General features: G+C 71.2%; 20 protein-coding genes. 10 read left to right on the top strand and 10 right to left on the bottom strand.

The window, feature by feature from the left end:
• Window positions 1-7 precede the first annotated feature (7 nt).
• Window positions 8-1,678, bottom strand: coding sequence for an acyl-CoA carboxylase subunit beta (locus tag U2P90_RS08075; protein WP_322474511.1), 1,671 nt, complete (start codon window positions 1,676-1,678; stop codon window positions 8-10).
• Between the two features lie 143 nt (window positions 1,679-1,821).
• On the opposite strand from U2P90_RS08075, the gene U2P90_RS08070 reads away from it, so the two are divergent.
• On the top strand, window positions 1,822-2,463 hold the full coding sequence (locus U2P90_RS08070; protein WP_295823499.1) for a hypothetical protein: 642 nt from the start codon (window positions 1,822-1,824) through the stop codon (window positions 2,461-2,463).
• Between the two features lie 78 nt (window positions 2,464-2,541).
• Here U2P90_RS08070 and U2P90_RS08065 read toward each other — a convergent pair whose 3' ends face one another.
• Window positions 2,542-2,739, bottom strand: a complete 198-nt coding sequence (locus tag U2P90_RS08065; RefSeq protein WP_295823498.1) for a hypothetical protein — start codon at window positions 2,737-2,739, stop codon at window positions 2,542-2,544.
• Window positions 2,740-2,820: 81 nt separating this feature from the next.
• On the opposite strand from U2P90_RS08065, the gene U2P90_RS08060 reads away from it, so the two are divergent.
• Window positions 2,821-6,156 (top strand): ATP-binding protein, encoded by a 3,336-nt coding sequence (locus U2P90_RS08060; RefSeq protein WP_322474510.1) that lies wholly within the window; start codon window positions 2,821-2,823, stop codon window positions 6,154-6,156.
• Window positions 6,153-7,511 carry a cytochrome P450 gene (locus U2P90_RS08055; RefSeq protein WP_322474509.1) on the top strand — a complete coding sequence of 453 codons (1,359 nt, stop codon included), beginning with the start codon at window positions 6,153-6,155 and terminating at the stop codon, window positions 7,509-7,511. Before U2P90_RS08060 ends, U2P90_RS08055 begins: the two co-directional genes overlap by 4 nt.
• A gap of 40 nt (window positions 7,512-7,551) precedes the next feature.
• Here the strand turns inward: U2P90_RS08055 and sodA are convergent, their stop codons facing one another.
• Complete coding sequence (gene sodA / locus U2P90_RS08050) at window positions 7,552-8,175, bottom strand: superoxide dismutase [Mn] (RefSeq protein WP_295823304.1); 624 nt, start codon at window positions 8,173-8,175, stop codon at window positions 7,552-7,554.
• A 295-nt stretch (window positions 8,176-8,470) separates the two neighbouring features.
• On the opposite strand from sodA, the gene U2P90_RS08045 reads away from it, so the two are divergent.
• Window positions 8,471-10,096, top strand: a complete 1,626-nt coding sequence (locus tag U2P90_RS08045) for a chloride channel protein (protein WP_322474508.1) — start codon at window positions 8,471-8,473, stop codon at window positions 10,094-10,096.
• A 183-nt stretch (window positions 10,097-10,279) separates the two neighbouring features.
• Here U2P90_RS08045 and U2P90_RS08040 read toward each other — a convergent pair whose 3' ends face one another.
• The 4 genes from U2P90_RS08040 to U2P90_RS08025 form a co-directional block, all read right to left on the bottom strand.
• Complete coding sequence (locus tag U2P90_RS08040; RefSeq protein ID WP_295822039.1) at window positions 10,280-11,038, bottom strand: ATP-binding cassette domain-containing protein; 759 nt, start codon at window positions 11,036-11,038, stop codon at window positions 10,280-10,282.
• A complete protein-coding gene (locus tag U2P90_RS08035) occupies window positions 11,035-12,252 on the bottom strand; it encodes a sugar ABC transporter permease (RefSeq protein ID WP_295822037.1) in 1,218 nt (405 codons plus the stop codon). Before U2P90_RS08035 ends, U2P90_RS08040 begins: the two co-directional genes overlap by 4 nt.
• Before the next feature lie 86 nt (window positions 12,253-12,338).
• The gene (gene xylF / locus U2P90_RS08030; RefSeq protein WP_295822034.1) at window positions 12,339-13,385 is read right to left on the bottom strand and encodes a D-xylose ABC transporter substrate-binding protein; all 1,047 of its coding nucleotides are present in this window, start codon (window positions 13,383-13,385) and stop codon (window positions 12,339-12,341) included.
• 219 nt (window positions 13,386-13,604) lie between these two features.
• Window positions 13,605-14,630, bottom strand: a complete 1,026-nt coding sequence (locus tag U2P90_RS08025; RefSeq protein ID WP_322474507.1) for a LacI family DNA-binding transcriptional regulator — start codon at window positions 14,628-14,630, stop codon at window positions 13,605-13,607.
• Window positions 14,631-14,729: 99 nt separating this feature from the next.
• On the opposite strand from U2P90_RS08025, the gene U2P90_RS08020 reads away from it, so the two are divergent.
• Window positions 14,730-15,953, top strand: coding sequence for an MFS transporter (locus U2P90_RS08020; protein ID WP_295822030.1), 1,224 nt, complete (start codon window positions 14,730-14,732; stop codon window positions 15,951-15,953).
• An 88-nt stretch (window positions 15,954-16,041) separates the two neighbouring features.
• On the opposite strand, the gene U2P90_RS08015 is transcribed toward U2P90_RS08020, so the two are convergent.
• On the bottom strand, window positions 16,042-16,824 hold the full coding sequence (locus U2P90_RS08015; protein WP_295822028.1) for an amino acid ABC transporter ATP-binding protein: 783 nt from the start codon (window positions 16,822-16,824) through the stop codon (window positions 16,042-16,044).
• A 146-nt stretch (window positions 16,825-16,970) separates the two neighbouring features.
• On the opposite strand from U2P90_RS08015, the gene U2P90_RS08010 reads away from it, so the two are divergent.
• The 5 genes from U2P90_RS08010 to U2P90_RS07990 all read left to right on the top strand — a co-directional run bounded on the left by U2P90_RS08010 (window position 16,971) and on the right by U2P90_RS07990 (window position 23,072).
• On the top strand, window positions 16,971-17,939 hold the full coding sequence (locus U2P90_RS08010) for a TAXI family TRAP transporter solute-binding subunit (protein WP_322474506.1): 969 nt from the start codon (window positions 16,971-16,973) through the stop codon (window positions 17,937-17,939).
• Between the two features lie 79 nt (window positions 17,940-18,018).
• Window positions 18,019-20,148 (top strand): TRAP transporter permease, encoded by a 2,130-nt coding sequence (locus tag U2P90_RS08005; protein ID WP_322474505.1) that lies wholly within the window; start codon window positions 18,019-18,021, stop codon window positions 20,146-20,148.
• 79 nt (window positions 20,149-20,227) lie between these two features.
• A complete protein-coding gene (locus tag U2P90_RS08000; protein ID WP_322474504.1) occupies window positions 20,228-21,460 on the top strand; it encodes an AI-2E family transporter in 1,233 nt (410 codons plus the stop codon).
• Window positions 21,457-22,539 carry an aminopeptidase gene (locus U2P90_RS07995; RefSeq protein ID WP_322474503.1) on the top strand — a complete coding sequence of 361 codons (1,083 nt, stop codon included), beginning with the start codon at window positions 21,457-21,459 and terminating at the stop codon, window positions 22,537-22,539. The genes U2P90_RS08000 and U2P90_RS07995 overlap by 4 nt, the downstream gene beginning before the upstream one ends.
• Window positions 22,536-23,072 (top strand): AAA family ATPase, encoded by a 537-nt coding sequence (locus tag U2P90_RS07990; protein WP_322474502.1) that lies wholly within the window; start codon window positions 22,536-22,538, stop codon window positions 23,070-23,072. The genes U2P90_RS07995 and U2P90_RS07990 overlap by 4 nt, the downstream gene beginning before the upstream one ends.
• A 3-nt stretch (window positions 23,073-23,075) precedes the next feature.
• On the opposite strand, the gene U2P90_RS07985 is transcribed toward U2P90_RS07990, so the two are convergent.
• Together U2P90_RS07985 and U2P90_RS07980 are read right to left on the bottom strand one after the other, a co-directional pair.
• The gene (locus U2P90_RS07985; protein WP_322474501.1) at window positions 23,076-23,507 is read right to left on the bottom strand and encodes a disulfide bond formation protein B; all 432 of its coding nucleotides are present in this window, start codon (window positions 23,505-23,507) and stop codon (window positions 23,076-23,078) included.
• A gap of 4 nt (window positions 23,508-23,511) precedes the next feature.
• Window positions 23,512-24,222, bottom strand: a complete 711-nt coding sequence (locus U2P90_RS07980) for a DsbA family protein (RefSeq protein WP_322474500.1) — start codon at window positions 24,220-24,222, stop codon at window positions 23,512-23,514.

The raw sequence follows: 24,222 nt of genomic DNA, 5'->3' as shown, positions 1-24,222 counted from the left end.
GACGGAGTTACACCTGGAACACGCCGACGCGGAATTCGTCCTGGTGGGGGTTCTGGGCGCAGGCTTCAAGGGCGCGGATCAGACGCTCGCGGGTGTCGTTCGGCTCAATGATCTCGTCCACCCACAGGCGGGCAGCGGCGTAGCGGGGATCGAGTTCGGTGTCGTACTTGCTCTTGACCTCGTCGTAGAGGCGCAGGATGTCCTCGTCGTCGGGTTCACGACCGGCGCGTTTCAGGGCGGCGAGCTGGATGTCCATGAGGGTCTTGGCGGCGGCGTTGCCGCTCATGACGGCGTACTTGGCGCTGGGCCACGCGAACAGGAAGCGGGGGGCGTAGGCCTTGCCGTTCATGGCGTAGTTTCCCGCGCCGAAAGACCCGCCGGTGATGATGGTGATCTTCGGGACGACGCTGTTGCTGACCGCGTTCACGAGTTTCGCGCCGCGCCGGATGATGCCCTCCTGTTCGCTGTCGCGGCCGACCATGAAGCCGGTCACGTCACTCAGGAACACGAGGGGCACGCCCGCCTGGTTGGCGTCCATGATGAAGCGGGCGGCCTTGTCGGCGCTGTCGCCGTAGATGACGCCGCCGACCTCGATGCGGGTGCGCAGGCCGGGTTCGCCGCCGCTCTTGAGCTTCTTCTTGATGACCGTGCGCTGGTTCGCCACGAACGCGACCGGGTAGCCACCGGCGCGGGCGAAGCCGCACACGAGGGTCTCGCCGTACTCGGGCTTGAACTCGTGGAACTCTCCCCCATCGACCAGGGCGGTGATGAGGTCGCGCACGTCGTAGGTCTTGCTGCCGTCGAAGCCGACGAGGTCGGTGAGGTCGCGTTCCGGGGCGGGCAGCGTCTCCTTCCGGCGACGGGCGAAGGGGGCGGGGTCGCCCTGCGCGTACAGGTCGGCCAGCGCACGGATGCGCCTCAATGCGGCGGCGTCGTCCGGCTCCTTGTAATCGACGGTGCCCGCGATGGAGGCGTGCATGCCCGCCCCGCCCAGCTCCTCGCTGTCCACGACCTGTCCGATGGCGGCCTTCACCAGCGCGGGCCCGGCGAGGTACAGGCCGGAGCCCTCGGTCATGATCAGGGTGTCACACATGACGGGCAGGTACGCGCCGCCCGCGACGCAGTTGCCCATGATCGCGGCGATCTGCGGGATGCCGCGCGCGCTCATGCGGGCGTTCAGGTAGAACACGCGCCCGAAGTCGTCCTGGTCCGGGAAGATCTCGTCCTGCATCGGCAGGTACACGCCCGCACTATCCACGAGGTACACGACCGGCAGGTGGTTTTCCAGCGCGATGGTCTGCGCCCGGATGACCTTCTTCGCGGTGATCGGGAAGAACGCGCCCGCCTTCACGGTGGCGTCGTTGGCGATGATCATCCACGGACGGCCCTGAATCTGGCCGATGCCGGTGACGGTGCCGCCGCTGGGGCAGCCACCGACGTCCCCGTACATCTCCCAGCCGGCGAAGGTCATCAGTTCGTCGAAGGGGGTCTGAACGTCGATCAGTTGCCGGATGCGCTCGCGGGCGGTCAGGCGGTTCCTGTCGTGCTGGCGCTGCTGGGCCCTGGCACCGCCGCCGGCGTGGACGGTGGCCCGGTCAGCGGCAAGGCGCGCGAGGGCGTCCGGCCACGCGGACGCGGAGGGCGGCACCGGGACGGTGCTGGTGTCGGGCTGGGTCATTGTTGACCACAGTCTAACAAACGGTCGTTAGGTCTGCATGGGGGCGGGGCGTGCAGCGGCGCAACGCCTGCGCAACGGTCGCCGGAGCACCATCACGGCACAGGACAGCGGCGCCGTGAGCACCGCATCCGGGAGGATTCCACATGCGACTGATGACCCTGCTGACCGCCCTGACGACCCTGAGCACCGCTGCCGCCCTGGCCGCGCCCGTCACGTTGACCCTCAACGGACAGCCCGCCAGTGTGCCCACCACCGTGATCGGCGGCGTGACCTACGTCAAGCTCGCCGATCTTCAGCGCATCCTGACCGCACAGGGCGGCGCGAACCAGAAGGCCAGTGTGTCCGGCTGCGTGAACGAGTGGCTGTTCAACGGCATCTGGCGCATGCGCGTCACGAAGGTCGCGCCCGTGCAGGATCAGTACTACGGCGACGGCTGGGGCGTGACCATCGAGCTGAAGAACGGCACCACCCAGACCCTGCGCATGGATGACGCGGGGATCCACTACAACGGCGCGGTGAACGTGACCTTCGCGGATGGAGACAGCTGGGCCAGGAGCTGGCGCAGCGGCTGGCAGGACAAGACCTACGCCAAGCTGCCGCAGGGCACCGGCACGGTCTACACCTTCGCGATCTTCCCCGAGACCAAGATGGACGCCGCCGCCGTCCAGGCCATGCCCGCGCAGAAGTTCCTGCTGGACATCGAGCCCAAGACCGCCGACGGGCTCAAGGCGAAGTTCAGCGTGGCCGACCCCAGCTTCCGCGTGGATCTGACCTGCCGGAAGTAGCCAGCGGATCGTCCCGAGCGTGACGTGACGCCGCCGTCCCGGTACCGGACGGCGGCGTCCCTGTGCACCGCGCCCTCTCTACAGCAACCCACCGTCACGCACCGTCCGCTCCCGCGTGCGGCACACGAGTTCCATGTAGCCCAGGGCGGCAAGCAGGGTGCCGAAGGTGTGCCGGCTGGCGTCGGCATGATCCACGACGTCCACGCCGCTGGCATGCACCGTCACGGTGAAGTGGGCCAGCGGCGGTGCCGGGTGGTGGGGGGCGCTGGTCGCCATACCCGACAGTGCATGGCCGGGCGTTGCGGGCACGTTGCAGATCGGGGCGACAACGCTCGTCCGCGTGCCTACACTGGGAGAATGTCCCTGCAGCTGACCCGGGTGCCGGAACGCGCCAAGGCAAAGCCGCCGCTGGTGCTGGCCGTGCTGGCGCTGGGCGGCCCGACGGAACGCTCGGCGCTGGCGCACCTGCTGTGGGAGGACTCCGCGCACGCGCGCTCGAACCTGCGGGTCGAGCTGCACCGGCTGGCGCGCGGCCCCTTCGCGGACGCGGTGAACCCGACCGGCACGCACGTGACCGTCTCGCCGCAGCTCGTGTCGGACGTGGCGACGGCCCGGCAGCGGGCGGCGGCCGGCGACACGGCGGGGGCGCTGGACGCCGCGGGCCCGGAGCTGCTGCCGTGGATCGAGGGCGCGCCCGGTCGGCTCGGCGAGTGGCTGGGGGCCATGCGGGCCGACTGGGCCGCGTTCTACCGTGAGACGGTGCACGGGGCCGCCCGCCGCGCCGAGGACAGCGGCGACCTGGGGGAGGCCCGGGCGCTGGCCCGCCGGGCGAGCGACCTCGACCCGCTGTCGGAGGACGCGCGGCGCGAATGGCTGCGGCTGTGCGTGCTGCTGCGCGACGCCCCGGAGGCGCGGCGCGTCTACGCCGAGTGCGAGGCCATGACCCGCCGCGAGTTCGGCCGCCCGCCGCTGGTGGCGACCCGGGCGTGGCTGGAGCAGCTGGGCGAACCCGGCACGGCCCCGGCCCCCGCCCGCGGGCTCCCCCGCCTGCCGCTGGTGGGGCGCGCGGAGCTGCTGCGCACCCTGCAGGGCAGCGCCGCCTTCACGCTGCTGGTGGGCGACCCGGGCGTGGGCAAGTCGCGTCTGGCGCTGGAGTTCGCGCGGCAGTCGGAGCGCACAGTGGTCGTGCCGGGCGCAGTCACGGCCGGGCCCCTGGCCGCCGTGGCCTTCACGCTCGAGGAGGTGGGGGCCGCGGCCCTCTCGGCCCCGTCGCGCGCGGCGCTGGCGCAGTTGCAGGACACGGCGGCGGTGCGCGAGTTCAGCGCCGCGGCGCGGCAGGAGCTGCACGCGGCGCTGGCCGGAGCGCTGCTGGAGGCGGCCGGGCCGCGCGGCTGCGTGGTCTTCGACGACCTGCACTCGCTCGATGCGGCCAGCCTGGACGTGCTGGGCGCGCTGGTCACGCGGGCGGCGGGCCTGCCTGCGGCCCGCCGCCCGGCGCTCGTGGGCACCGCCCGCGCCTTCGAGCTGCAGGGCAGCGCCGCCGACGGGTGGGTGCGCGCCCAGCGCTCGGCCGGCACCCTGCACGCCGTGACGGTGCCGCCGCTGACGGGGGCCGACGTGCTGGCGCTGGTGCAGCACCTGAGCGCCGGTGCGGGCGGCGCGCAGTTCGCGGCGGCGCTGCTCCAGACCACCGGCGGCAACCCGCTGTTCTTCCTGGAGACCCTGCGCGCCCTGATCGGCAGCGGGCACGTGCGCGTGGACGACGGCGGGCGCTGGCATGTGGACTTCCACGCGGCAGGCGGCTACGCGCACCTGCCGCTGCCGCGTTCCGTGCAGGAGGCGGTGCTGGCGCGGGCCGACCTGCTGGACGGCGCGGCGCGGCGGGTGCTCGACACCCTGAGCATCCAGGGCCTGCCGCTGGGCGCGGCGGTGCTGGCGCAGGCCTGCGGCCTGGACGAATGGGCGGTCGTGGAGGCGATCCGCACCCTGGAGGCCGCCGGCTTCGTGCACGAGGTGAGCGCGGGCCTGACCCTGCGCCACGACCTGCAGCGCGAGGCGCTGCGCAGCGCCCTGCCGGGCCAGCGCCGCGGCGTGCTGCACGCGGCGCTGGCCACGGCCCTGGCCGACTCGGGGGCGGCGGCGCAGGACGTCGCGCAGTGCTTCGAGGCCGGGGGCCGCACGCGCGACGCCGCGCTCTGGTGGGTGCACGCCGGCGACCACGCCCAGCGCGCCTTCGCCATGCCCGAGGCCGCGCAGGCCTACGAGCGCGCCGTGGCGCTGGGTCTGGACGACGCCGAGGCCCTGAGCACCACCCTGAAGGTCTTCGGCATCGCCCTGAACGCGGTGGGCGACGTGCCGCGGGCCCGGGCCCTGCTGCCCGCGCTGCGTGGCCTCCAGGCCGCCTCGCCCCTGGGCGACGCCGAGATCGCCCTGTGCGAGGCTCAGATCCACCTGCTCGACGCCGCGTACGCGGACACGCTGGCCATCGCGGGCCGCGTGCTGGAGCTGGACGTGCCCGACGCGCTGCGGGCCACGGCCCTGTCCCTGCGCGGCACCGCCCTCTTCAAGCTGGGCCAGTTCGCGGACGCCGAGACCGATCTGCGCGCCAGCCGCCGCCTCGAGCCCCTGGACGGCACGGGCCGGGCCTTCCAGGGCACGGCCACGCTGGTGCAGCTCGCCTCGCAGCGCGGCGACCGTGCGGCAGCGCGATCGGAATGCGACGAACTGCTGCGCCTGGCGGGCCTGCTGGGCGATCCCAAGTCCCTGACGCACGCGCAGTTCATCAGCGCCACGCTGCACGCGATGGCCGGCGAGCACGCCCTGGCGCGCCGCGCGCTGGAGGGCGTCGTCGAGCTCGCCGACCGGCACGGGCTCGCGCTGCTGGGCGCGCAGGCCCGCAGCAACCTGGGCGGGGTGCTGCTCGCCGATGGCCAGTACCGCGACGCCCTGCCGCTGCTCGCCGCTGCGCGGCCGCACCTGCCGGAACAGGCGCTGCCCGCTCTCCTGGGCAACCTGGCGGTGTGCCGCTTCCGGCTGGGCCACCTCGGCGCGGCGCTGCAGACCTACGCGGAGGTCGTCGAGCTCGCGCAGGTGCGCGGGGAGGCCCTGCTGACCGTGCGGCGCACCGCGACCCTGCTGAGCATGCAGGTGCAGTGCGGCCTGGACGTGGCCGACGTGGCCACACAGGAGCTGCTGGGCCGCATGGCCGCGCTCGGCAGCGGCGAGTACGCCTTCGTGGCGCACTGCGTGGCGGCGCAGGCAGCGCTGCGGCGGGGCGAGACGGAGCACCCCTCGCTGGCCGTGCTGGAGGGCACCGAGCCCGCCCCGGACGAGCGTGAGCAGCACGCCTACACCCTGGGCTGGGCGGCGCTGCGGCGGGGGGACGTAGACGCCGTCCGCCGCTGGGCAGACGGCGCACCCCCCGGGGCCCTGATCGCTGCCCTGCGGCTGCTCGCCGACCCGGACGCCCCGGATCCCGGCCCCGCGCCCGAGGCAGCGGCGGTGGACGCCCTGATCCTGGCGCACGCCCGGGCGGCCCGTGAGCGGCCCGGTGCAGCCGCCGAACTCACCGAGCGGCTCACCGCGCTGGAGACGTCGTGGCCGGAGCATGGTGGCGCGCTCCGGCGGCGGCTCGCCGCCCTGCCCCCCCTCGGAGCCCACGCGGGGGCGGCGCGCTCTACAGTGCGGACGTGACCGCTGCTCCCGGCCCGTCCCGCCCGCCCGGCCCCCGCTCGCGCTCGCCCCTGGGGCACGCGCGGGTGCTGCGCGCCGATCCGCTGGGGTACATGCGGCACCTGCGCGTGGCCTACGGCGACGTGCTGAGCTTCAGGGTCGGGCCGCGCGAGATCCTGCTCGTCAGCGACCCCGCCGCGGCGCGCGAGGTGCTCGTGGACAAGGCGGCCTCATTCCGCAAGGGCCGGGGCATCCAGAAGATGCGGGACTTCCTGGGATCCGGCCTGCTGACCGCCGAGGGCGCGGAGTGGCGCACCCACCGCCGCCTGATGCAGCCCGCGTTCCACCGGCCCGCCCTGGCCGGCATGGCGGCCGACATCGTGGCGGCGACCCGGCCCACCCTGGAGCGCCTGCACGGCGCGGCGCAGGCGGGGGAACCCGTGGAGCTCGGCGGCGAGATGCTGCGCGTGACGCTGCGGGCCATCTCGGCGGTGCTGTTCGGCACCGGGCTCAGCGACGCGGAACTGGAGGTGGTCGAGCGCGAGCTGCCGCCGCTGCTGGAGCGCACCACGCAGCGCGTCCGGGCGGTCGTCGATCTGCCGGCGCACTGGCCCACGCCCGCCAACCGCCGGGCCACCCGCGCCGGCGCGGCGCTGGACACCGTCGTCGCGCGGATCATCGCGCAGCGCCGCGCGGCCCCGGAGCCGGGGAGCGACCTGCTGGGCCTGCTGCTCGCCGCGCGCGACGAGGACGGCGGCGGCGGCCTGACCGACGCCGAGGTGCGCGACGAGGTCATGACGCTGTTCCTGGCGGGCCACGAGACGACCGCGAACCTGCTGACGTTCCTGTTCCTGGAGTTCGCGCGGCATCCGGACGTACAAGCCCGCGCCCGCGCCGAGGTGCGTGCCGTGCTGGCCGGGCGCGACCCGGACGCCGCCGACGCGCGCGCCCTGCCGTACGTGAACGCGTGCATCCAGGAGGCGCTGCGCCTGTACCCGCCCGCGTGGATCGTGCCGCGTCAGGCGACAGAGCCCGTCACGGTCGCCGGGTACGACCTGCCGGCGGGCGCGAACGTGTCGGTGAACATCTTCCTGATGCAGCGCAGCGCCCGGCACTGGCCGCGCCCGGACGCCTTCGAACCCGGGCGCTGGCTGGACGGCGCGCGGACGCCGGACGCCTTCATGCCGTTCGGGACAGGCGCGCGGATGTGCATCGGCAACCACCTCGCGCTGCTGGAGGCCACGCTGATCACGGCCACGCTGCTGCGTGGCCTGCACTACGACGTGCCGGGCGGCGGCCCCACCGGCCTGCACCCGGGCGTGACCCTTAAGCCGGGCGGGCCGGTGGACGCACGGGTGAGCGCCGTCCGGGAATGAAACAATCCCCGGCCGTGACCGGGGATGGGTCGTGCGGGGATTACTTCGCGGCGTCGTAGCGCTTCTGGACTTCCGCCCAGTTCACAGCGTTCCAGAAGGCCTTGAGGTAATCCGGGCGCTTGTTCTGGTAGTTCAGGTAGTACGCGTGCTCCCACACGTCCACGCCCAGGATCGGGGTGCCGCTCGTGCCGGCGATCGCCTCGCCCATCAGCGGGTTGTCCTGGTTGGCGGTGCTCACCACGCTCAACTTGCCGTCCTTGACGACCAGCCACGCCCAGCCGCTGCCGAAGCGGGTCTTGGCGGCGTCCTCGAACTTCTCCTTGAAGGCGTCGTAGGAGCCGAAGGCGTCGGTGATCGCCTGGAGCAGCTCGCCGCTGGGCTGGCCGCTGCCCTGCGGGCCGAGCACCGTCCAGAACAGCGAGTGGTTGGCGTGGCCGCCCGCGTTGTTGCGCAGCGCGGTCTTCTTGTCGGCGGGCACCTGATCCAGTTTCGTGATCAGTTCCTCGACCGGCAGGTCGGCCATGTCGGTGCCTTCCAGCGCCTTGTTGGCGTTGTCCACGTAGGTCTGGTGGTGCTTGGTGTGGTGGATCTCCATGGTGCGGGCGTCGATATGGGGTTCCAGGGCGTCGTAGGCGTAGGGCAGGGGGGGAAGTGTATAGGCCATGGTCTCACTCCTTTCACGACGGAACACGCGGCCACACGGACGTGGTCTCGGCCCCGGTTCCGGCGGGCGACCCGTATCTTACGCGCCCCTGATTGGAGGGTGGGTGGCTCCGGGGCTTTATGAGGGCTTCATCCCGCCGCTGCCCCCGGATCGGTGCGCGCTGGACACGGCCCGCAAAGCGGTGGCCCCGGATGCACCCGCTCACGCCGCCGGGCCCATGCGCTCGACGCCGGCTGCGGCCCGCCGGAAATCCGGACGCCGCGTCAGCGCGGGCATTTGCTCTAGCATGCACGCGATGCGTTCTCCACTCCCCCGCGCCGTGATGACCCGCCTGGAGACGGGCCGGCTGGTCGTGCTGAGCGTGCTGCTCGGAGCGCTGATCGGCGGCCTGTGCATCGTGCTCCGGACGCTGCTGGACGGCGCCGTCGCGCTGGGCGCGGCCGTGACCGGCTACGCGCCACCCGGCACCCCCGGCGAGGGCGGCCTGCTGATCGCCTTCGGCACGGCCACGCCGTGGGGCCTGCTGGCCCTGCCCTTCGTCGGCGCGGCGTATGCGTGGTTGATCCCGGCCACGCCCGGCGGCCCGCTGACCCAGCTCGTCGGCGGCTACCACGCCCGTGGACAGTGGCCGGACGCGCGGGTTCAGCTGCGCACCCTGGCCGCCACGGTGCTGGGCTACGGCTCCGGGCTGCTCGTCGGGCGCGACGCGGCCTTCACCATGACCGGGCAGCTCGGCACCCGGCTGATGCAGCGCGTGACCCGGCTGGACGCCGTGGAGATCCGTGCCCTGACCCTGGCGGGCGCGGCGGCGGCGCTGGGCGCGGTGCTGCACGCGCCCCTGGCGGCGGCCGTGTTCGTGGTCGAGGTGCTGTACCGCCGCTTCGAATTCGAGTTCGAGGTGCTGATGCCGTGCGTGCTGGCCGCCGTGGCCGGCAGCGCCGTGTACGGTCTGGCCTACGGCTTTTCACCGCTGTTGAGCCTGCCGGACGTGCAGGTGCCGGCCGCCGCACAGGTGCCCGCCTTTGTGCTGGTCGCCGGGCTGGTCACGCTGGCCGGCTGGGTGCTGCTGCTGACCGGCCGGGTTCGGTCGATCCCGATCGCCACGGGCTGGCTGCGCCCGCTGCTGGGCGGGATTTTCGGGCTGATCACGGCCGCCGTCGCGTGGCTGGTCACGCCGAGTGTCCTGGGCGACGGCAGCGGCTTCGTGCAGCTGGCCGTCTCCGGCTTCACCGGCGCCGAGGGCCTGTCGCAGGGCGCGTGGCGCTGGGGACTGCTGGTGCTGGGCACCGCCGTCGCCTTCGGCGGCGGCATCCTGCCGTCGGTGGGGGTGGGCGGGCTGTTGGGCGCGGGGCTGGGCAGTGTCCTGGGGATCGACACCGCCACGTCCACCCTGGTCGGCGCGGTCGCCTTCCTGACCGTGACACTGAACGTCCCGCTGGCCGCGGCCCTGCTGGGCGTCGCGTGGGGCGGCGAGGCGCTGCTGCCGATCGCCCTGCTGTCGAGCGGCCTCGCGCACCTGCTCAGCGGGGTTCCCAGCCTGCTGCCCACCCAGCTCACGTCGCGGCGGGACAGTGGCGTGCATCAGGGCGGCCCGGCCCTGCTGCCCGACACGGTGCGCTTCATCCCGCGCCGCGCGCCCGACACCCCGGCCACCCCCTTCGATGCCCCCACCGACACTGACCCGGCCCCCACGTCAGACCGGGAACTGTACCGGCGGGGCGTGCCGCCGTCGTGGCGCGGGGCACGCCTGCACCTGCTGAGCCTGCCGCCAGGGGTCGAGGTGATCGGCATCGTCCGCGACGGCACCGTGCGTCTCCCCCGCCCCGAACTGCGCCTGACCGACGAGGACGAACTGGTCTTCCTGGCCCGGCCCGATGCGTATGTGGCGCTGGAGGGGCTGCTGCGGCTGCCGGGAGCGTAAAGAAGACGGACGCGCCGCCGGGACACAGGCCACCGGCGGCGCATCCTTATACGGATTCCGTCCGATTCCCGTGCATCCGGGAAAGAACCGGATGCACGTCCATCTCCCGAAATCCGTACTTCTCCTAGTCCCTTCGGTCGTACCCCACCCGCAGTTCTGCGGGATTCAATCGGAGCGCTCCGGTCAGTGCCGGACGGGCAGTTTCCCGGCGATGATCATCTCCAGCACCTCGTCCTGCGAGATCTGGTTCGTGGGGGAACTGCCCACCACGCGGCCGTTCTTCATGACCGTCACGCGGTCGGCGAGGTCGAACACGTCGTGCAGGTCGTGGCTGATCAGGAAGATGCCCACACCCTCCTGCTTCAGCGAGCCGATCAGCTCGTTCACCTGGGCGGTCTCCTGCGGCCCCAGGGCGGCGGTGGGCTCGTCCATGATCAGCACCCGCGCCTTGAAGTAGATCGCGCGGCTGATCGCGATGCACTGGCGCTGCCCGCCGGACAGGTTGAACACGGGCTTCTTCAGATCCGGGAGGTTCACCTTCAGGCGGTCGAGCACCTTGCGCGACTCGAGCTCCATGGTGTCCTCGTCGAGCCGGCCGCCGCGCATCAGTTCGCGCCCCAGGAAGATGTTCGCGGCGACGTCCAGGTTGTCGGCCAGCGCGAGGTTCTGGTAGATGGTCTCGATCCCCAGGTTCTGCGCGGCACGCGGGGAACTGAGTTTCACCTCCTCGCCGTTCATGAACACCTGGCCGCTGTCGGCGGTATAGGCCCCCGAGAGCATCTTGATCAGCGTGGACTTGCCGGCTCCGTTGTGGCCGAGCAGACCCAGCACCTCGCCGGGGTAGAGCTGCACGTCCACGTCTTCCAGGGCGTGCACGCCGCCGAAGGCCTTGGACAGGCCGCGGGTCTCGATCAGGGGGGTGGCTGTCGTGTGGGCGGTCACCGCGTCCTCCGCTTCTGCGCGATCACATCGAGCGTCACGGCCAGCATGAGCACCAGCCCCTGCACGACGTTCTGCCACGCGCTGGACAGGTCGAGCAGCAGCATGCCGTTGATCAGGCTGGCCATCAGCAGCGCGCCCAGGAACGCGCCGGGAATGCTGCCTGTCCCGCCGGCCAGCGAGGTGCCGCCGATCACGGCCGCCGCAATCACGCTGAGTTCCGCAAGGGTGCCGGTGGAGTTCGTGCCGGCGTTCAGGCGGGCCGTCTGGATCGCGCCGGCCAGCGCGGCCAGCGTGCCCATCAGGGCGAACACCGCGATGGTCAGGCGTTCGGTGTTGATCCCGGCCAGGCGCGCGGCCTCGGGGTTGCCGCCGTAGGCGTACACATAGCGCCCGAAGCGGGTGGAACGCACGACCCACATCATGACGGCGGTCACCGCCAGCATGATCAGCACCGGCACCGGCATGCCGCGCGGGAGCCCGGTGCGCGGATCGGGGTAGCCGTTCATGACCAGGATGAAGCCCAGCACGACCAGCAGGCTGCCGCCCGTGAACAGCAGCTGCAGGCCCATGCTGCGGTTGGGCAGGCCGCGGCGCTCACGCTGACGGCGCGTGAGCAGATCCGACGCGACGATGGCCGCCATGAGCAGCAGTCCGACCGCCCAGCTGGCGGGGCCACCGATCGCGCCGTTCAGGCCGCCGCCGAGCACCTGATAGTTCTCGGTCAGGGGGGCGATGGTCTGCCCGCTGGTGAGCAGCCACGCGCCGCCCCGGAAGATCAGCAGGCCGCCCAGCGTGACGATGAACGACGGCACGGCCAGCCGCGCGATCCACGTGCCCTGCAGGGCCCCGACGACCGCGCCGAGCAGCAGGCCCAGCAGCAGCGTGAGCAGCGTGCCCCACCACGTGTCGGCGGTGATGAAGCGGGTATTCACGACCGCCATGAACATGCCGGTGAAGCCCAGGATCGAGCCGATCGACAGGTCGATGTTGCGCATCACGATGACCAGCACCATGCCGCTGACCATCACACCCACCGACGCGGTCTGCACCGACAGGTTCCAGAGGTTGCGGGCACTCATGAAGGTGCCCTGCGTGAACAGGTGGAAAAGGATCCAGATACCGGCGATCGCCAGCACCATGAACACGAGCCGCCCGTCCAGACCGAGCTGGTTCAGACGATCCGGGCGGGAGGTGGTACGGACACTACTCTGCATGCCTTGACTCCAGGGGGGGCCGACACACGCGAGCCGGGGCGCGGGCAGAATCGCCCGTGGCCCCGGTGACGCGGGTCAGGAAAACTTCAGCGGCAGGCGGCCGGGGCCGACGCGCCCGTCACGCCCTTGCAGATCTCGGCCTTGGTGGCCCACTTCGCGGTGATCAGCGTGCCCAGGTTGGCCTTGGTGATCACGACCGGCTTGAGCAGCGTGCCGGACACGCTGACCTTGCGCGGCCCACCGTTGAACGGCTTCGCGCCGGGAACCGACGCGACCTTCATGCCGCCCGAGAGCATCACGGCGATCTTGGCGGCCTCGGTGCCCAGGGTGCGCGAGTCCTTCCACACGGTGCCGGTCTGCTGGCCCAGCGCGATGCGGTTCAGGGCGGCCTTGTCGGCGTCCTGGCCGGACACCGGCACCTTGCCGGCCAGACCCACGCTGGCGAGCGCCGCGACCGAGCCGCCGGCCGTGCCGTCGTTCGACGCGACCACGGCGTCGATCTTGTTGGCGTTGGCAGTCAGGATCTGCTCCATGTTGCGCTGCGCGACTTCCGGCTTCCAGCCTTCCGTGAACTGGTTGCCCACGTTCTTGATCGCGCCGGACTTGATCGCGGCGGCCAGGACTTCCAGCTGGCCGTCGTACAGGAGCTGGGCATTGGGATCGGTGGGGCTGCCCTTGATGAAGGCGTAGTTGCCCCTGGGCTTGGCGGCCAGGATCATGCGCGCCTGCAGGCGGCCGACCTCCTTGTTATCGAAGGAGATGTAGTACGCCCACGGATCCTCGATCAGGCGGTCATAGGAGATCACGGGAATGCCCTCGGCCTTGGCCTTGGCGATCCCCGGCAGCACCGCTTCACTGTCCTGGGCCAGCACGATCAGCACGGTCGCGCCGCGCGTGATCAGGCTCTCGATGTCCGAGAGCTGCTTCTCGTTGCTGCTCTGCGCGTCGGCGCTCAGGTACTTCGCGCCGGCCTTGTCGAGCTGGGCCTTGATGGCGGCCTCGTCGGTCTTCCAGCGTTCCTCCTGGAAGTTCGACCAGCTGACCCCGACCACCACGGGTTTCTGGGCCATGGCGGGCGCAGCGAGCAGGGAGAGGCCGAGCACGGCGGTCATGAGCATGCGGGGTCGTTTCATGGATCTCCTTGCGCGGGCGCAGGGCCCGCAGGGGGCGGTGGCGCGTCACCCAGAACCGGGTCGCCATGCTCCCGGACTCTGCCCAGGACACGGCATGGAGGTGCGCCCACCGCGTCCTGGGGAAATCGATTTCGGTACGGCGATGGTACACCCTGCCACGAGGTCTGCCAAGCAGCGTCGGTCTACACAGCCGGCGGGTTCCGGTCATCCGGCGGGGCGCTAGCGCCCCTGCACCGGCGCGGTGGAGCGCCGCTGGATCAGGCGGGGCGGCAGCAGCGTGGTGCGCGGCGACTCGCCCTCCAGGCGTGCCACCAGACTCTGGACACCGGCCACCGCCATCTCTGCTGCCGGGTGGTACACCGTGGTCAGCCCTCCCGCGATGTACTCCGCGCCCTGGATGTCGTCGAAGCCCACCAGCGACACGTCTGCCGGCACCCGCAGGCCCGCGCCGTGCAGGGCGTGGAAGGCCGCTGCCGCCCCCAGATCCGTCTCGGCAAACACCGCGGTCACGCCGTCCCGCACGGCCTGGAGCAGGCGTCCGCCGTCGTGGATGGCGGGGAGCGGCGTCAGGCCCGCGTGCTCCAGCGCCTGCCGGTAACCGGCCTCGCGCTGGGCGAAATGTTCCACGCCGCTGCCGGCCCCGCCGCCGTAGAACGCGATCCGGCGGTGGCGCAGCTCCAGCAGGTGGCGCACCGCGAGACCGGCACCGTACGCGTGATCCACGTCCACCACGCCGATCCCGGCCGGGGCCACCTGTGTCCACAGCGCCACGATCGGCACCGGCGCGTCCGTCAGGCCGCGCAGCAGGGCGTGCCCGCGCAGCGGATCGCAGCTCACCAGCAGGCCGTCCACCCGCCCATCCAGGAACGACCGCACGTCCAGGTCACCACCGGGATAGACCACCAGCGCCGGCACGTCCAGTTCCCGCGCCGCCTCGCTCAGGCCGGCCATGATCGCGCCGTCGAAGGTGCGCCGCACCGCGTGCGACACCGACAGGCCGCCCAGCAGCGAGTCCGGCTCGGACGGCCCCACCGCCTCCAGCACGACCCCCAGCTGCCCGGTCTGCCGCGTGCGCAGGTGGCGCGCCGCGATGTCCGGCACGTAGCCCAGATCGCGGGCCACGCGGCGCACCCGCTCGGCCGTCCGGGCATGCACCGGGTAGTCCGCCCGGCCCGACAGCACCTTGGAGACCGTGGCCGCGCTCACGCCAGCGGCCACAGCCACCTCCTTGATCCTCACCTTCACGTGACCAGCGTAGAGCACACCCGGTGGGGATCACGTCGCGTGCCCGCCGCGTCCCGCCACGCCGAACCGCCCCCTGGAACCGGACGGATAATGCCCCCCATGCCGCGCGTGGAATGGAGCCGCAACGAGAAACTGGGCATCCTGAACGGCTGGGGCGCGTCCCTGGGCGACGGCTTCCTGAACGTGCCGGTGGTCGTGGCCGGCTTCGCGGCGCGTCTGGGCGCCCCGAACTGGGTGATCGGCCTGCTGCCGTCCATCGCCGCCGGGGGGTGGATGCTGCCGCAGCTCCTCGTCGCGGCGCGGGTGCGGGCCCTGCCGTACAAGCTGCCGGTGTACCGCTCGGCGGCAGGCGTGCGCACCGGCGCGTACCTGGCGATGGTGCTCGTGGCGGGCCTGCTGGCGGATCGCCCCGCCCTGTGCCTGACGCTGTTCGTGCTCGCCATGCTGATCAACTCGCTGGCGTCGGGCGTGTCCGGCCTGCCGTTTCTGGAGGTCATCAGCAAGACGGTGCCCAGCGAGCGCCGCGCCCGCTTCTTCGGCACCCGCAACCTGTACGGGGGCCTGCTCGCCTTCGGGGCTGGCCTGCTCGTCCGGCTGATCCTGGGCTCACCCCTGGAGTTTCCCTACGATTACGCGCTGATCTTCGCGCTGGGCACCGTCGCGTACACCATCGGTTACGCGGTGCTGGGGCGCGTGGACGAGCCGCCGGATCCGCCGCAGGTCGCGCAGGGCGTGCGCGGCGAACTGCGGGCCATCCCCGAGACGCTGCGCGATCCGCACTTCCGGGCCTTCCTGACCGTGCGCCTGCTGCTGGCCGGGGCCAGCATGAGCGATCCCTTCTATGCCGCCAACGCCCTGCGCGAGCTGAAGTTCCCGCCTGCCACCCTGGGCATCTTCGTCATGGCGCTGACCGGGGCCGCTCCGCTGTCGAACGTCGTGTGGCAGCGCGTGGCCGAACGCAAGGGCTCACGCCGGATCATCCGCTACGCCACGTTCTTCTACGGGCTCGCCCCGCTGTATGCCGTGCTGGTCGGGGCGCTGGAGCTGGGCCCGTGGGCCTACCTGGGCGTGTTCATCCTGACCTCGGTGGCCGCTCAGGGCTTCAACCTGGGCCACACCAACCACCTGCTCAACATCGCCCCGGCGGGCGAGCGCAGCCGCTACATCGGCACGCTGAACACGCTGGTGGGCGCGGCCCTGTTCATGCCGGTGCTGGGCGGTCTGCTCGCCGATGTGGGCGGCTACCCGGCTGTGTTCATCCTGAGTGCCGCATTCAGCGCCGCCGCGTGGTGGCAGTGCGGCAAGCTGCGGCGGGACGCGTGAACAGAAGAGCGGCCGCCTGACCGGGAGCTGGATCACCTCCCGGATCGGTGCGGGCAGCGCGGCTCCGCCAGACCCGGCCCCACGCCCCTCAGTGCCCCAGGATCTTGCTCAAAAATTGCTTGGCCCGCTCGTGCTTCGGATGTTCGTAGAACTCGTCCGGCGTGGTGTCCTCGACGATGTTGCCCTGGTCGAAGAACAGCAGGCGGTCGGCGACCTCGCGGGCAAAGCCCATCTCGTGGGTCACGACGATCATGGTCATGCCGGTGCGGGCGAGTTCCTTCATGACGTCCAGCACCTCCTTGATCATCTCGGGATCCAGGGCACTGGTGGGCTCGTCGAAGAGCATGATCTTGGGGTCCATCGCCAGGGCGCGGGCGATGGCCACGCGCTGCTGCTGCCCGCCGGAGAGCTGGGCGGGGTACTTGTGCGCCTGCTCCTCGATGCCGACCCGGCGCAGCAGTTCCAGGCCGCGCGCCTCGGCCTCGGCCCTGCTGGCCTTGCGGACGCGGGTGGGGGCCAGGGTGATGTTCTCCAGGACGGTCAGGTGCGGGAAGAGGTTGAAGCTCTGGAAGACCATGCCGACCTCGCGCCGGATCGCGTCGAGGTTCTTCGCGCCCTGGAGGGGAATGCCGTCCACGGTGATGCTGCCGCCGTCGTGCGGGTCGAGGGCATTGATGGTGCGGATGAAGGTGCTCTTGCCGCTGCCCGACGGGCCGATCACCACCACGACCTCGCCGGGGCGCACGCTCATGCTCACGCCGCGCAACGCATGGAAGGTGCCGAAATGCTTCTGTACGCCCTCGGCCACGATGATCGGCGCGGCGTGGCTCAGGGCGGGGCTGGCGGCGCGGTCGGGACGTGGGGCCGTCATGGCGTCACTGTATCGCGTGGGTGCCGCCAGGGTACGGGCATGGCCGGATCCCGGAAACGGGCGATTTCGTCCGTGTGTTAACATGCCCCTCATTCCCCACGACCCCAACCAGCACGGTTCCACGTGCTGTGCGCAGGAGGATTCTCATGAAGAAGACCACGAAGCAGCTCCTGGCCCTCAGCGTCCTCGCGACCGCCGCCCTGGCCCTCGCCCAGGGCAACACCTTCCTGACCATCGGGTCGGGCAGCACGACCGGCGTGTACTTCCCGGTGGCGACCGGCATGGCCAAACTGATCAACGACAGCGGCAGTGGCGTGCGCGCCAACGCCCGCAGCACCGGCGGCAGCGTCTTCAACGTGAACGCCCTGGGAACCGGCGAGCTGGACGCCGCGCTGGTGCAGAACGACATCACGTACTACGCGTACAAGGGCTCGGGCCTCCAGGCCTTCGAGGGCAAGGCCAACGCCAAGCTCCGCGTGATGGCCATGCTGTACCCCGAGGTGCTGCATCTGGTGGCGCTGAAGGACAGCAAGATCACGTCCGTGGCCGACCTGAAGGGCAAGCGCGTGGTCATCGGCGACCTGGGCTCGGGCACCGAGCAGACCGCCCGGCAGGTGCTGGAAGCCTACGGCGTGGGCTTCGACGACCTCGGGCAGGCCCTGCGCGTGTCGCCCGCCCAGGGCATCTCGCTCATGCAGGACAAGCGGGCCGACGCGCTGTTCTTCACCGGCGGCCTGGGGGCCAGCGTGATCGGGCAGATCGCCCAGACGCTGCCCGTGAGCATCGTGCCGGTCGCGGGCAACCAGGCCGCCAGCCTGATCAAGAAGTACCCCTTCTATGTCCGGTACAACATCCCCGGCGGGCAGTACAAGGGTGTGGGCGCGACCGTGCCCAGCGTGGCGGTGCAGGCGACCCTGGTGACCACCACGAACGTCAGCGAGGACACCGTGTACAAGGCCATGAAGGCCATGTTCGACAACGAATCGGCGCTGAAGGCCATCCACCCCAGCCTGGCGAACAACTTCACGCTGGCCAAGGCCGTCAAGGGTCTGCCGGCGCCGCTGCACGCTGGCGCGGTGAAGTACTTCCGGGAAAAGGGCCTGAACGTCAAGTAAGGCCACGGGCCGCCCGCCTTTCGGGGGTCAGTCGCGGTTCCGGCTGACCCCGTTGCCATTGCCCCACAGTGAGGACGGCATGAGTGATCCGACACGCCCCATCAGTTCCGACCCGACCCTGAGTCCCCCCGGACACGACATGACCGAGGGGGAACGCCGCGCCATCGAGATGGTGGAGGCCGCCGAGACCGGCGGCCGCAAGCTGGGCGGGTGGCAGGCGCTGCTGGTCACGCTGCTCGCCGTGGCGTGGTGCCTGTACCAGATCTACGCCGCGCAGGTCGGGAACGTGGACACCGTGACCCTGCGGGCCACCCACCTGGGCTTCGCCTTCGCACTGGCGTATCTGGTCTTCCCCTTCCGCAAGACACCGGGCCGCCCACAGACGCGGGTGCCGTGGTTCGACTGGCTCCTGGGCCTCGGCGCGACCCTGACGGCCGTCTACCTGATCCGGCAGTACCCGGACATCGCCAACCTCCAGGGCGGGGTGCTCACCAGCACCGACGTGTGGGTGGGCAGCGCCATGATCATCCTGCTGCTGCTCACGGCGTGGCGCACCATCGGGATCGCCATGCCGATCGTGGCGATGGTGTTCATGCTGTATGCCCTGACCGGCCCGCGTGGCCTGATCCGGGGCGACCTGGGGCCGCAGCTCCAGCTGCACGCCGGGCAGACGTGGCCGCAGGTGGTCGGGCAGCTGTTCGCCAACACCGAGGGGATCTTCGGCACCGGCCTGGGCGTGTCGGCGCAGATCGTGTTCCTGTTCGTGCTGTTCGGCGCGGTGTTCGACAAGCTCGGCGCCGGCGACTGGTTCATGAATGTCGCGCAGGGGCTGCTCGGCGCGTTCCGCGGCGGCCCCGCCAAGGCCAGCGTGCTGTCCAGTGCCCTGAACGGCATCATCTCCGGCTCGGCGATCAGCAACGTGGTCACGGGCGGGAACATCACCATCGGCACCATGAAGCGGGTGGGGTACAGCGCCGAGAAAGCCGGCGCGATCGAGGTGGCGAGCAGCAGCAACGGCCAGCTCATGCCGCCCGTCATGGGCGCGGCGGCGTTCATCATGGCCCAAAACCTGAACATCGACTACCGCGCCCTGATCCTCGCGGCGGCCATTCCCGCGTTCCTGTGCTACGGCGCGCTGCTGGTCGTGACCCACATCGAGGCGCTGAAACTGGGCCTGCGGGGACTGCCCCGCAGCGAACTGCCGCGTGTGCGCCAGACGCTGCTGTCGGGGTGGTACTACCTGATCCCGCTGGGCTACCTGCTGGGCACCCTGACCCTGCACCCCGAGGCCACGCCGGAGCGCATCGCGCTGAACACCGTGTACATGATGCTGGTCATGATGGTCATCCAGGAAGCCGTCCTGGGCCGCCGGGACGGGCGCAGCGTCGGCCAGGGGGCTGTGGACGGCCTGAAGAAGATCGTGCAGGCCTTCGAGGGCGCGGCCCGCAGCATGGTCGGGATCGCGGTCGCCACGGCGGCAGCGGGCATCATCGTGGGCATCGTGACCATCACCGGTCTGGGCTTCGGACTGGCCGATATCGTCGAGAACGTGTCGAGCGTCTTCTCGAACCCCTTCCTGAAGATGCTGGTCGTGCTGTTCATGGCACAGCTGATCGCCCTGGTGCTCGGCATGGGCCTGCCCACCACCGCCAACTACATCCTGATGAGCGCCCTGATCGTGCCGATCATCGTGAAGGTCGCGGGGCTGGACACCGGCAACCCGGCCGAGCTGCTGCCCGCGCACATGTTCGTGTTCTACTTCGGGATCATGGCCGACAGCACGCCGCCCGTGGCACTCGCGGCCTTCGCGGCGGCGGCCATCAGCGGCGGCAATCCGGTGGCGACCGGCATCCAGGCCTTCCAGTACGAACTGCGGACCGCGTTGCTGGCGTACATGATGTTCTTCAACCCACAGCTGCTGCTGATTCAGGACGGCAGACTCGGCGGGGTGCCGTTCTGGGACGCGGCCTTCATGGTGGTCTTCGCGTTCATCGGGCTCGTCGCCTTCAGCGCGGCCACCCTGCGCTTCCTGCACCGCCGCACCAATCCCGTGCAGATGATCCTGCTGCTCGTCGCGTCGTTCATCCTGATCATTCCCACGCACATCGCGTACAACCTGGGGGCGCTGGCCCTGATCGCCGCCGTGTACTTCTGGCAGAAGGCCGGGAGCCGCGCCGAACCGCCCAGCGGGCTGCCCGCTGCCGCGTGAGCTGACCGGTTCGCCCCCGGCGTCCAGGGTGGCGGCCGGGGGCGTGTCGTCTCGCGGAGATCGGTGGCAGGATGTAGGGGTGACCCCCCCGCCCGCTCCGCCTGACGCGCCGTCCCGGCCGCTCCGCGACCCGTCGAGCTGGTGGGACGCCCGCGATGTCCGTCACCTCCTGCGGCTGATGTGGAGTCGCCCACCGGTGCGTCTGCTGGCCTACCTCCTGCTGGGCTGGGCGGCATGGCGCGTCCTGGTCTGGGGCTCGGGGCTGCTGGCGGGCGTGATCGTCATGGTGCTCAGCGCGTATGCCCTGGCGTTCCTGGCACAGCCGGTGCTCGTGTGGCTGGAACGCCGCCGCGTGGGCCGACCGGTGGGTGTGCTGCTGCTCCTGATCGTCACCGTGGCGCTGCTGACCTTCCTGATCACGGCCGTCAGTGCCCAGGTCACCGGCCTGATCAACGGCATCCCGCAGATCGCGCAGACCCTGGAGAACGTACTGTTCCGGCTGCTCGACCGTCTGGACACGATCCCCGGGGCCCAGGGCCTGAAGGCCAGCGTGGACAAGTACCTGGGCGAACAGACGGCCAACCTGACGCAGAACGCCGGGCCGATCCTCGACCGCGTGCTGAGCAGTGGCCCGGACGTGCTGAACACCCTGTCGAACCTCATCGGCTGGCTGGGACAGGTGGGATTCATCGTGACCCTGGCGCTGTACTTCATGTTCGACTATGGGCGGGTGGGCCTGAGCGTGCTGCGCCTGTTCCCCCGGGCGTGGCAGCCCACCGTGTACCGCCTGTCGGAGGACGTCAGCGAGAGCTTCGGCGGGTACATGCGCGGCCAGCTGCTGCTGATGGTGGCGGGCGCAGCGCTGGCGTACGTGGGTCTGCTGGTGCTCAAGGTGCCCAATGCCCTGGCGCTGGGCCTCCTGAGCGGGCTGCTGACGGTGGTGCCCTATGTGGGGATCGTGGTGGCCGCCGTCATCGCCATGCTCCAGGCCCTGCCGCAGGGGACGATCACGGTGGGGCTGGTCGCCGCCGTGTTCTTCGTCATCAACCAGTTGCAGGGCAACGTCCTCGGCCCGCTGATCATGGGCCGCACGCTGTCGCTGAGCCCCGCCGCGATCCTGGTCGCGCTGCTGGTCGGCCTGAGCCTGGGCGGCGCGCTGGGCGCGATCCTGGCCGTGCCCATCGCCACGCTGGGCAAACGCTGGGTGCAGCGGTACTGGCTGACCAGCACCGCGTACCGTGGCCCCGGCCTGGACGCCGCCCCGGCCGGCCCAGCATCCCAGGTGTCCGGACACGTATCCTCCGGGGAATGACCCCCCTGCTTCCCTACGATCCCGATGCCCACGCCCGGCTGCTCAGCGCGTACTGCCTGAGCGCGGCCCCCGGCGAGCGGCTGCTGGTCAGCGGTGCGGCCGACACCGTGCCGCTGGTGCGGGCGGTCACGCGGGCCATGCTGCAGGCCGGGGCGCGGCCGGTGCCGCGCGTGGAGTACTCCGAATTCCAGGACGACCTCGCCCGGTTCGCGTCGGACGAGGTGCTCGACACCTACCACCCGGTTGAGGCCGAGGACATCGGTGCGCTGGACGGCAGCCTGCGCGTGCTGGGGGGCGAGGCGCCGGTGCAGGCGGACGCCGCCCGCCGCGCCCGGCTGCTGGCGGCCCGCGCCCCGCTGGCCACCCTGCGGGCCCGGCGCAAGTGGGCGCTGACCCTGTACCCCACGGCGGCCGGAGCCGAGCTGGCCGGCATGACCGCGCCCGAATACGAGGACTTCGTGATGCGGGCCATGTTCCTCGACCGGCCCGATCCGGTGGCTGCGTGGGGCAAGGTGCGGGCCACGCAGGCCACCCTGATCGAGCGTCTGTCCCGCGCCGATCACATCCGGATCGAGGCGCCGGGCACCGACCTGACCCTGCGCGTCGGCGGGCGCACGTGGGCCAACAGCGACGGCCGGCGCAACATGCCCAGCGGCGAGGTCTTCACCGGCCCCCTGGAGGACAGCGCCGACGGCGTGATCACCTTCACGGTGCCGGCTCCCTACCACGGACAGATGGTGCGGGGGGCCCGCCTGGAATTCCGGGACGGCGTGGTCATCTCGGCCACCGCCGACGAGGGAGAAGACGTGCTGCACGCCGCGCTGGCGACCGATCCCGGTGCCCGCCGCCTGGGCGAACTGGGCATCGGCACCAATGCGGGCATCCAGCGCCCCAGCGGGAACATCCTGTTCGACGAGAAGATCGGCGGCACGGTGCACCTGGCCCTGGGCCGCTCGTATCCCGAGACCGGCGGCGTGAACCTCAGCGGCATCCACTGGGATCTGATCACCGATCTGCGTGCCGGGGGCCGCCTGAGTGCCGACGGCGAGGTCATCCAGCAGGACGGGATCTTCGTGTGAACACCGGCCCCATCTGGGTGCTGTCCGGCAGCCCTGGCGTGGGCAAGAGCAGCGTGGCCCGCGCCCTGCTGGCCCGCACCCCACGCGGCCTGCACCTGCCGATCGACGACCTGCGCGATCTGGTGGTCTCCGGCCTCGCGCCGCCCAGCCTGACGGATGACCCGGAGGCCACCCACCAGTTCCGTCTGGCCCGCGAGGCGGCCCGCTTCCACGCGCGGCTCTACGCCGAGGCCGGCTTTGTGGTCGCGCTGGACGACGTGCTGTGGCCCGCCGACCTGGCGATGCTCCGGGTGGCGTGGGACGGACTGGACGTGCGACCGGTGCTGCTGGCACCGTCCCTGGCGGTCACGCACGGACGGAATGCGGCGCGGGTGGGCAAGCCCTTCGACACGGCGCTGCTGGTGCCCATGATCGACGCGCTGCACCCCGGTCTCCAGCCGGCCGACTTCCTGGCCGCCGGCTGGCACGTGCTGGAGACCAGTGACCTGACGGTCGAGCAGACGGCCGACGCCCTGCTCGCGCTGCCGTGGTGAGCGTTACAGCGTGCGCGTTCTGCGCCAGCCCAGCAGCACGATGATCAGCGCGAAGGCGATCATGGCCAGCACGGGGATCGTGATGACCGTGTTGAGCGGCGACCCCACGCCCCACACCGGCCACGGCGTCCCGCACGACGAGCTGGGATCGGTGGTGCACGCCCGCAACACCGGCACCACGCCCCACGTCTCCAGGTTCTGATACAGCGCCGTCAGCCCGCCGATCACGGCCAGCGGCAGGACGTACACGCGGATGCCCAGGTCGCCGCGCAGGGCGGCGATGCCGAGCAGCACCGCCAGCGGGTACATGCACACGCGCTGATACCAGCACAGGATGCACGGCCGGAAGCCGCGGATCTCGCTGAAATACAGGCTACCCAGCGTGGCGACCAGGGCGATGACCCAGGCCACGTAGACGCGGTTGTCGCGGGTCACGGCCTCAGTTGCTGGCAGCGTCGATCGCCGCGCTGACATCCGCGAGGGCGTAGGAACTCTGCCCGGAGGCGTTCATGACCTCGCGCCCGTTCACGAACACCGTGGGGGTGTGGTTCACCCCGGCCCGCTCGACCTGGGCCTTGTCGGCCTCGACGCGGGCAGCCGTGGCGTCGGTGTCCAGACACGTGGCGAAGGCGGCCTGATCCAGTCCCTCGACGTTCCCCGCCAGCTCCTTCAGGCGGGACTTGGTGGCCCACACGGTGGTCTCGTCGCCCTGGCCCCGGAACAGGATCGTCTTGTAGGCATTGAAGCCGTCGTTGCCGCGCTGGTCGTACACGCAGCGGGCCGCCTGCGAGGCGAACTTCGAGTCGTCCTGCGGCAGCCCGCGCGAGGGGCTGGACAGGAACGGCCAGATCATCGAGTAGAGTTTCGCCTTGCCGGTGTCGATGTACCTGGTTTTCAGTTCCGGCGCGATGGTGTCCTCGAAGGACTTGCACACCGGGCACTTGAAGTCCTCGACGACGACCACACTCACGGGCGCCCCCTCCTGTCCGGCGAAGGCCACGCCATCCAGATTGAAGTTCGGGGTCAGGCCCGCACCAGGAGCGGGTTTGCCACGCACCGCGAAGAGGGCCAGCGCGATCAGCGCCACGGCGATCAGGGTGCCGATCACCAGGACGGTGCGATTGGAGTTACTTCCCTGGAGTCTGGTCAT

The organism is Deinococcus sp. AB2017081 (genome assembly GCF_034440735.1).
In the GTDB taxonomy this organism is placed as follows: domain Bacteria; phylum Deinococcota; class Deinococci; order Deinococcales; family Deinococcaceae; genus Deinococcus; species Deinococcus rufus.
This window is presented reverse-complemented; position numbering and strand designations above follow the sequence as displayed.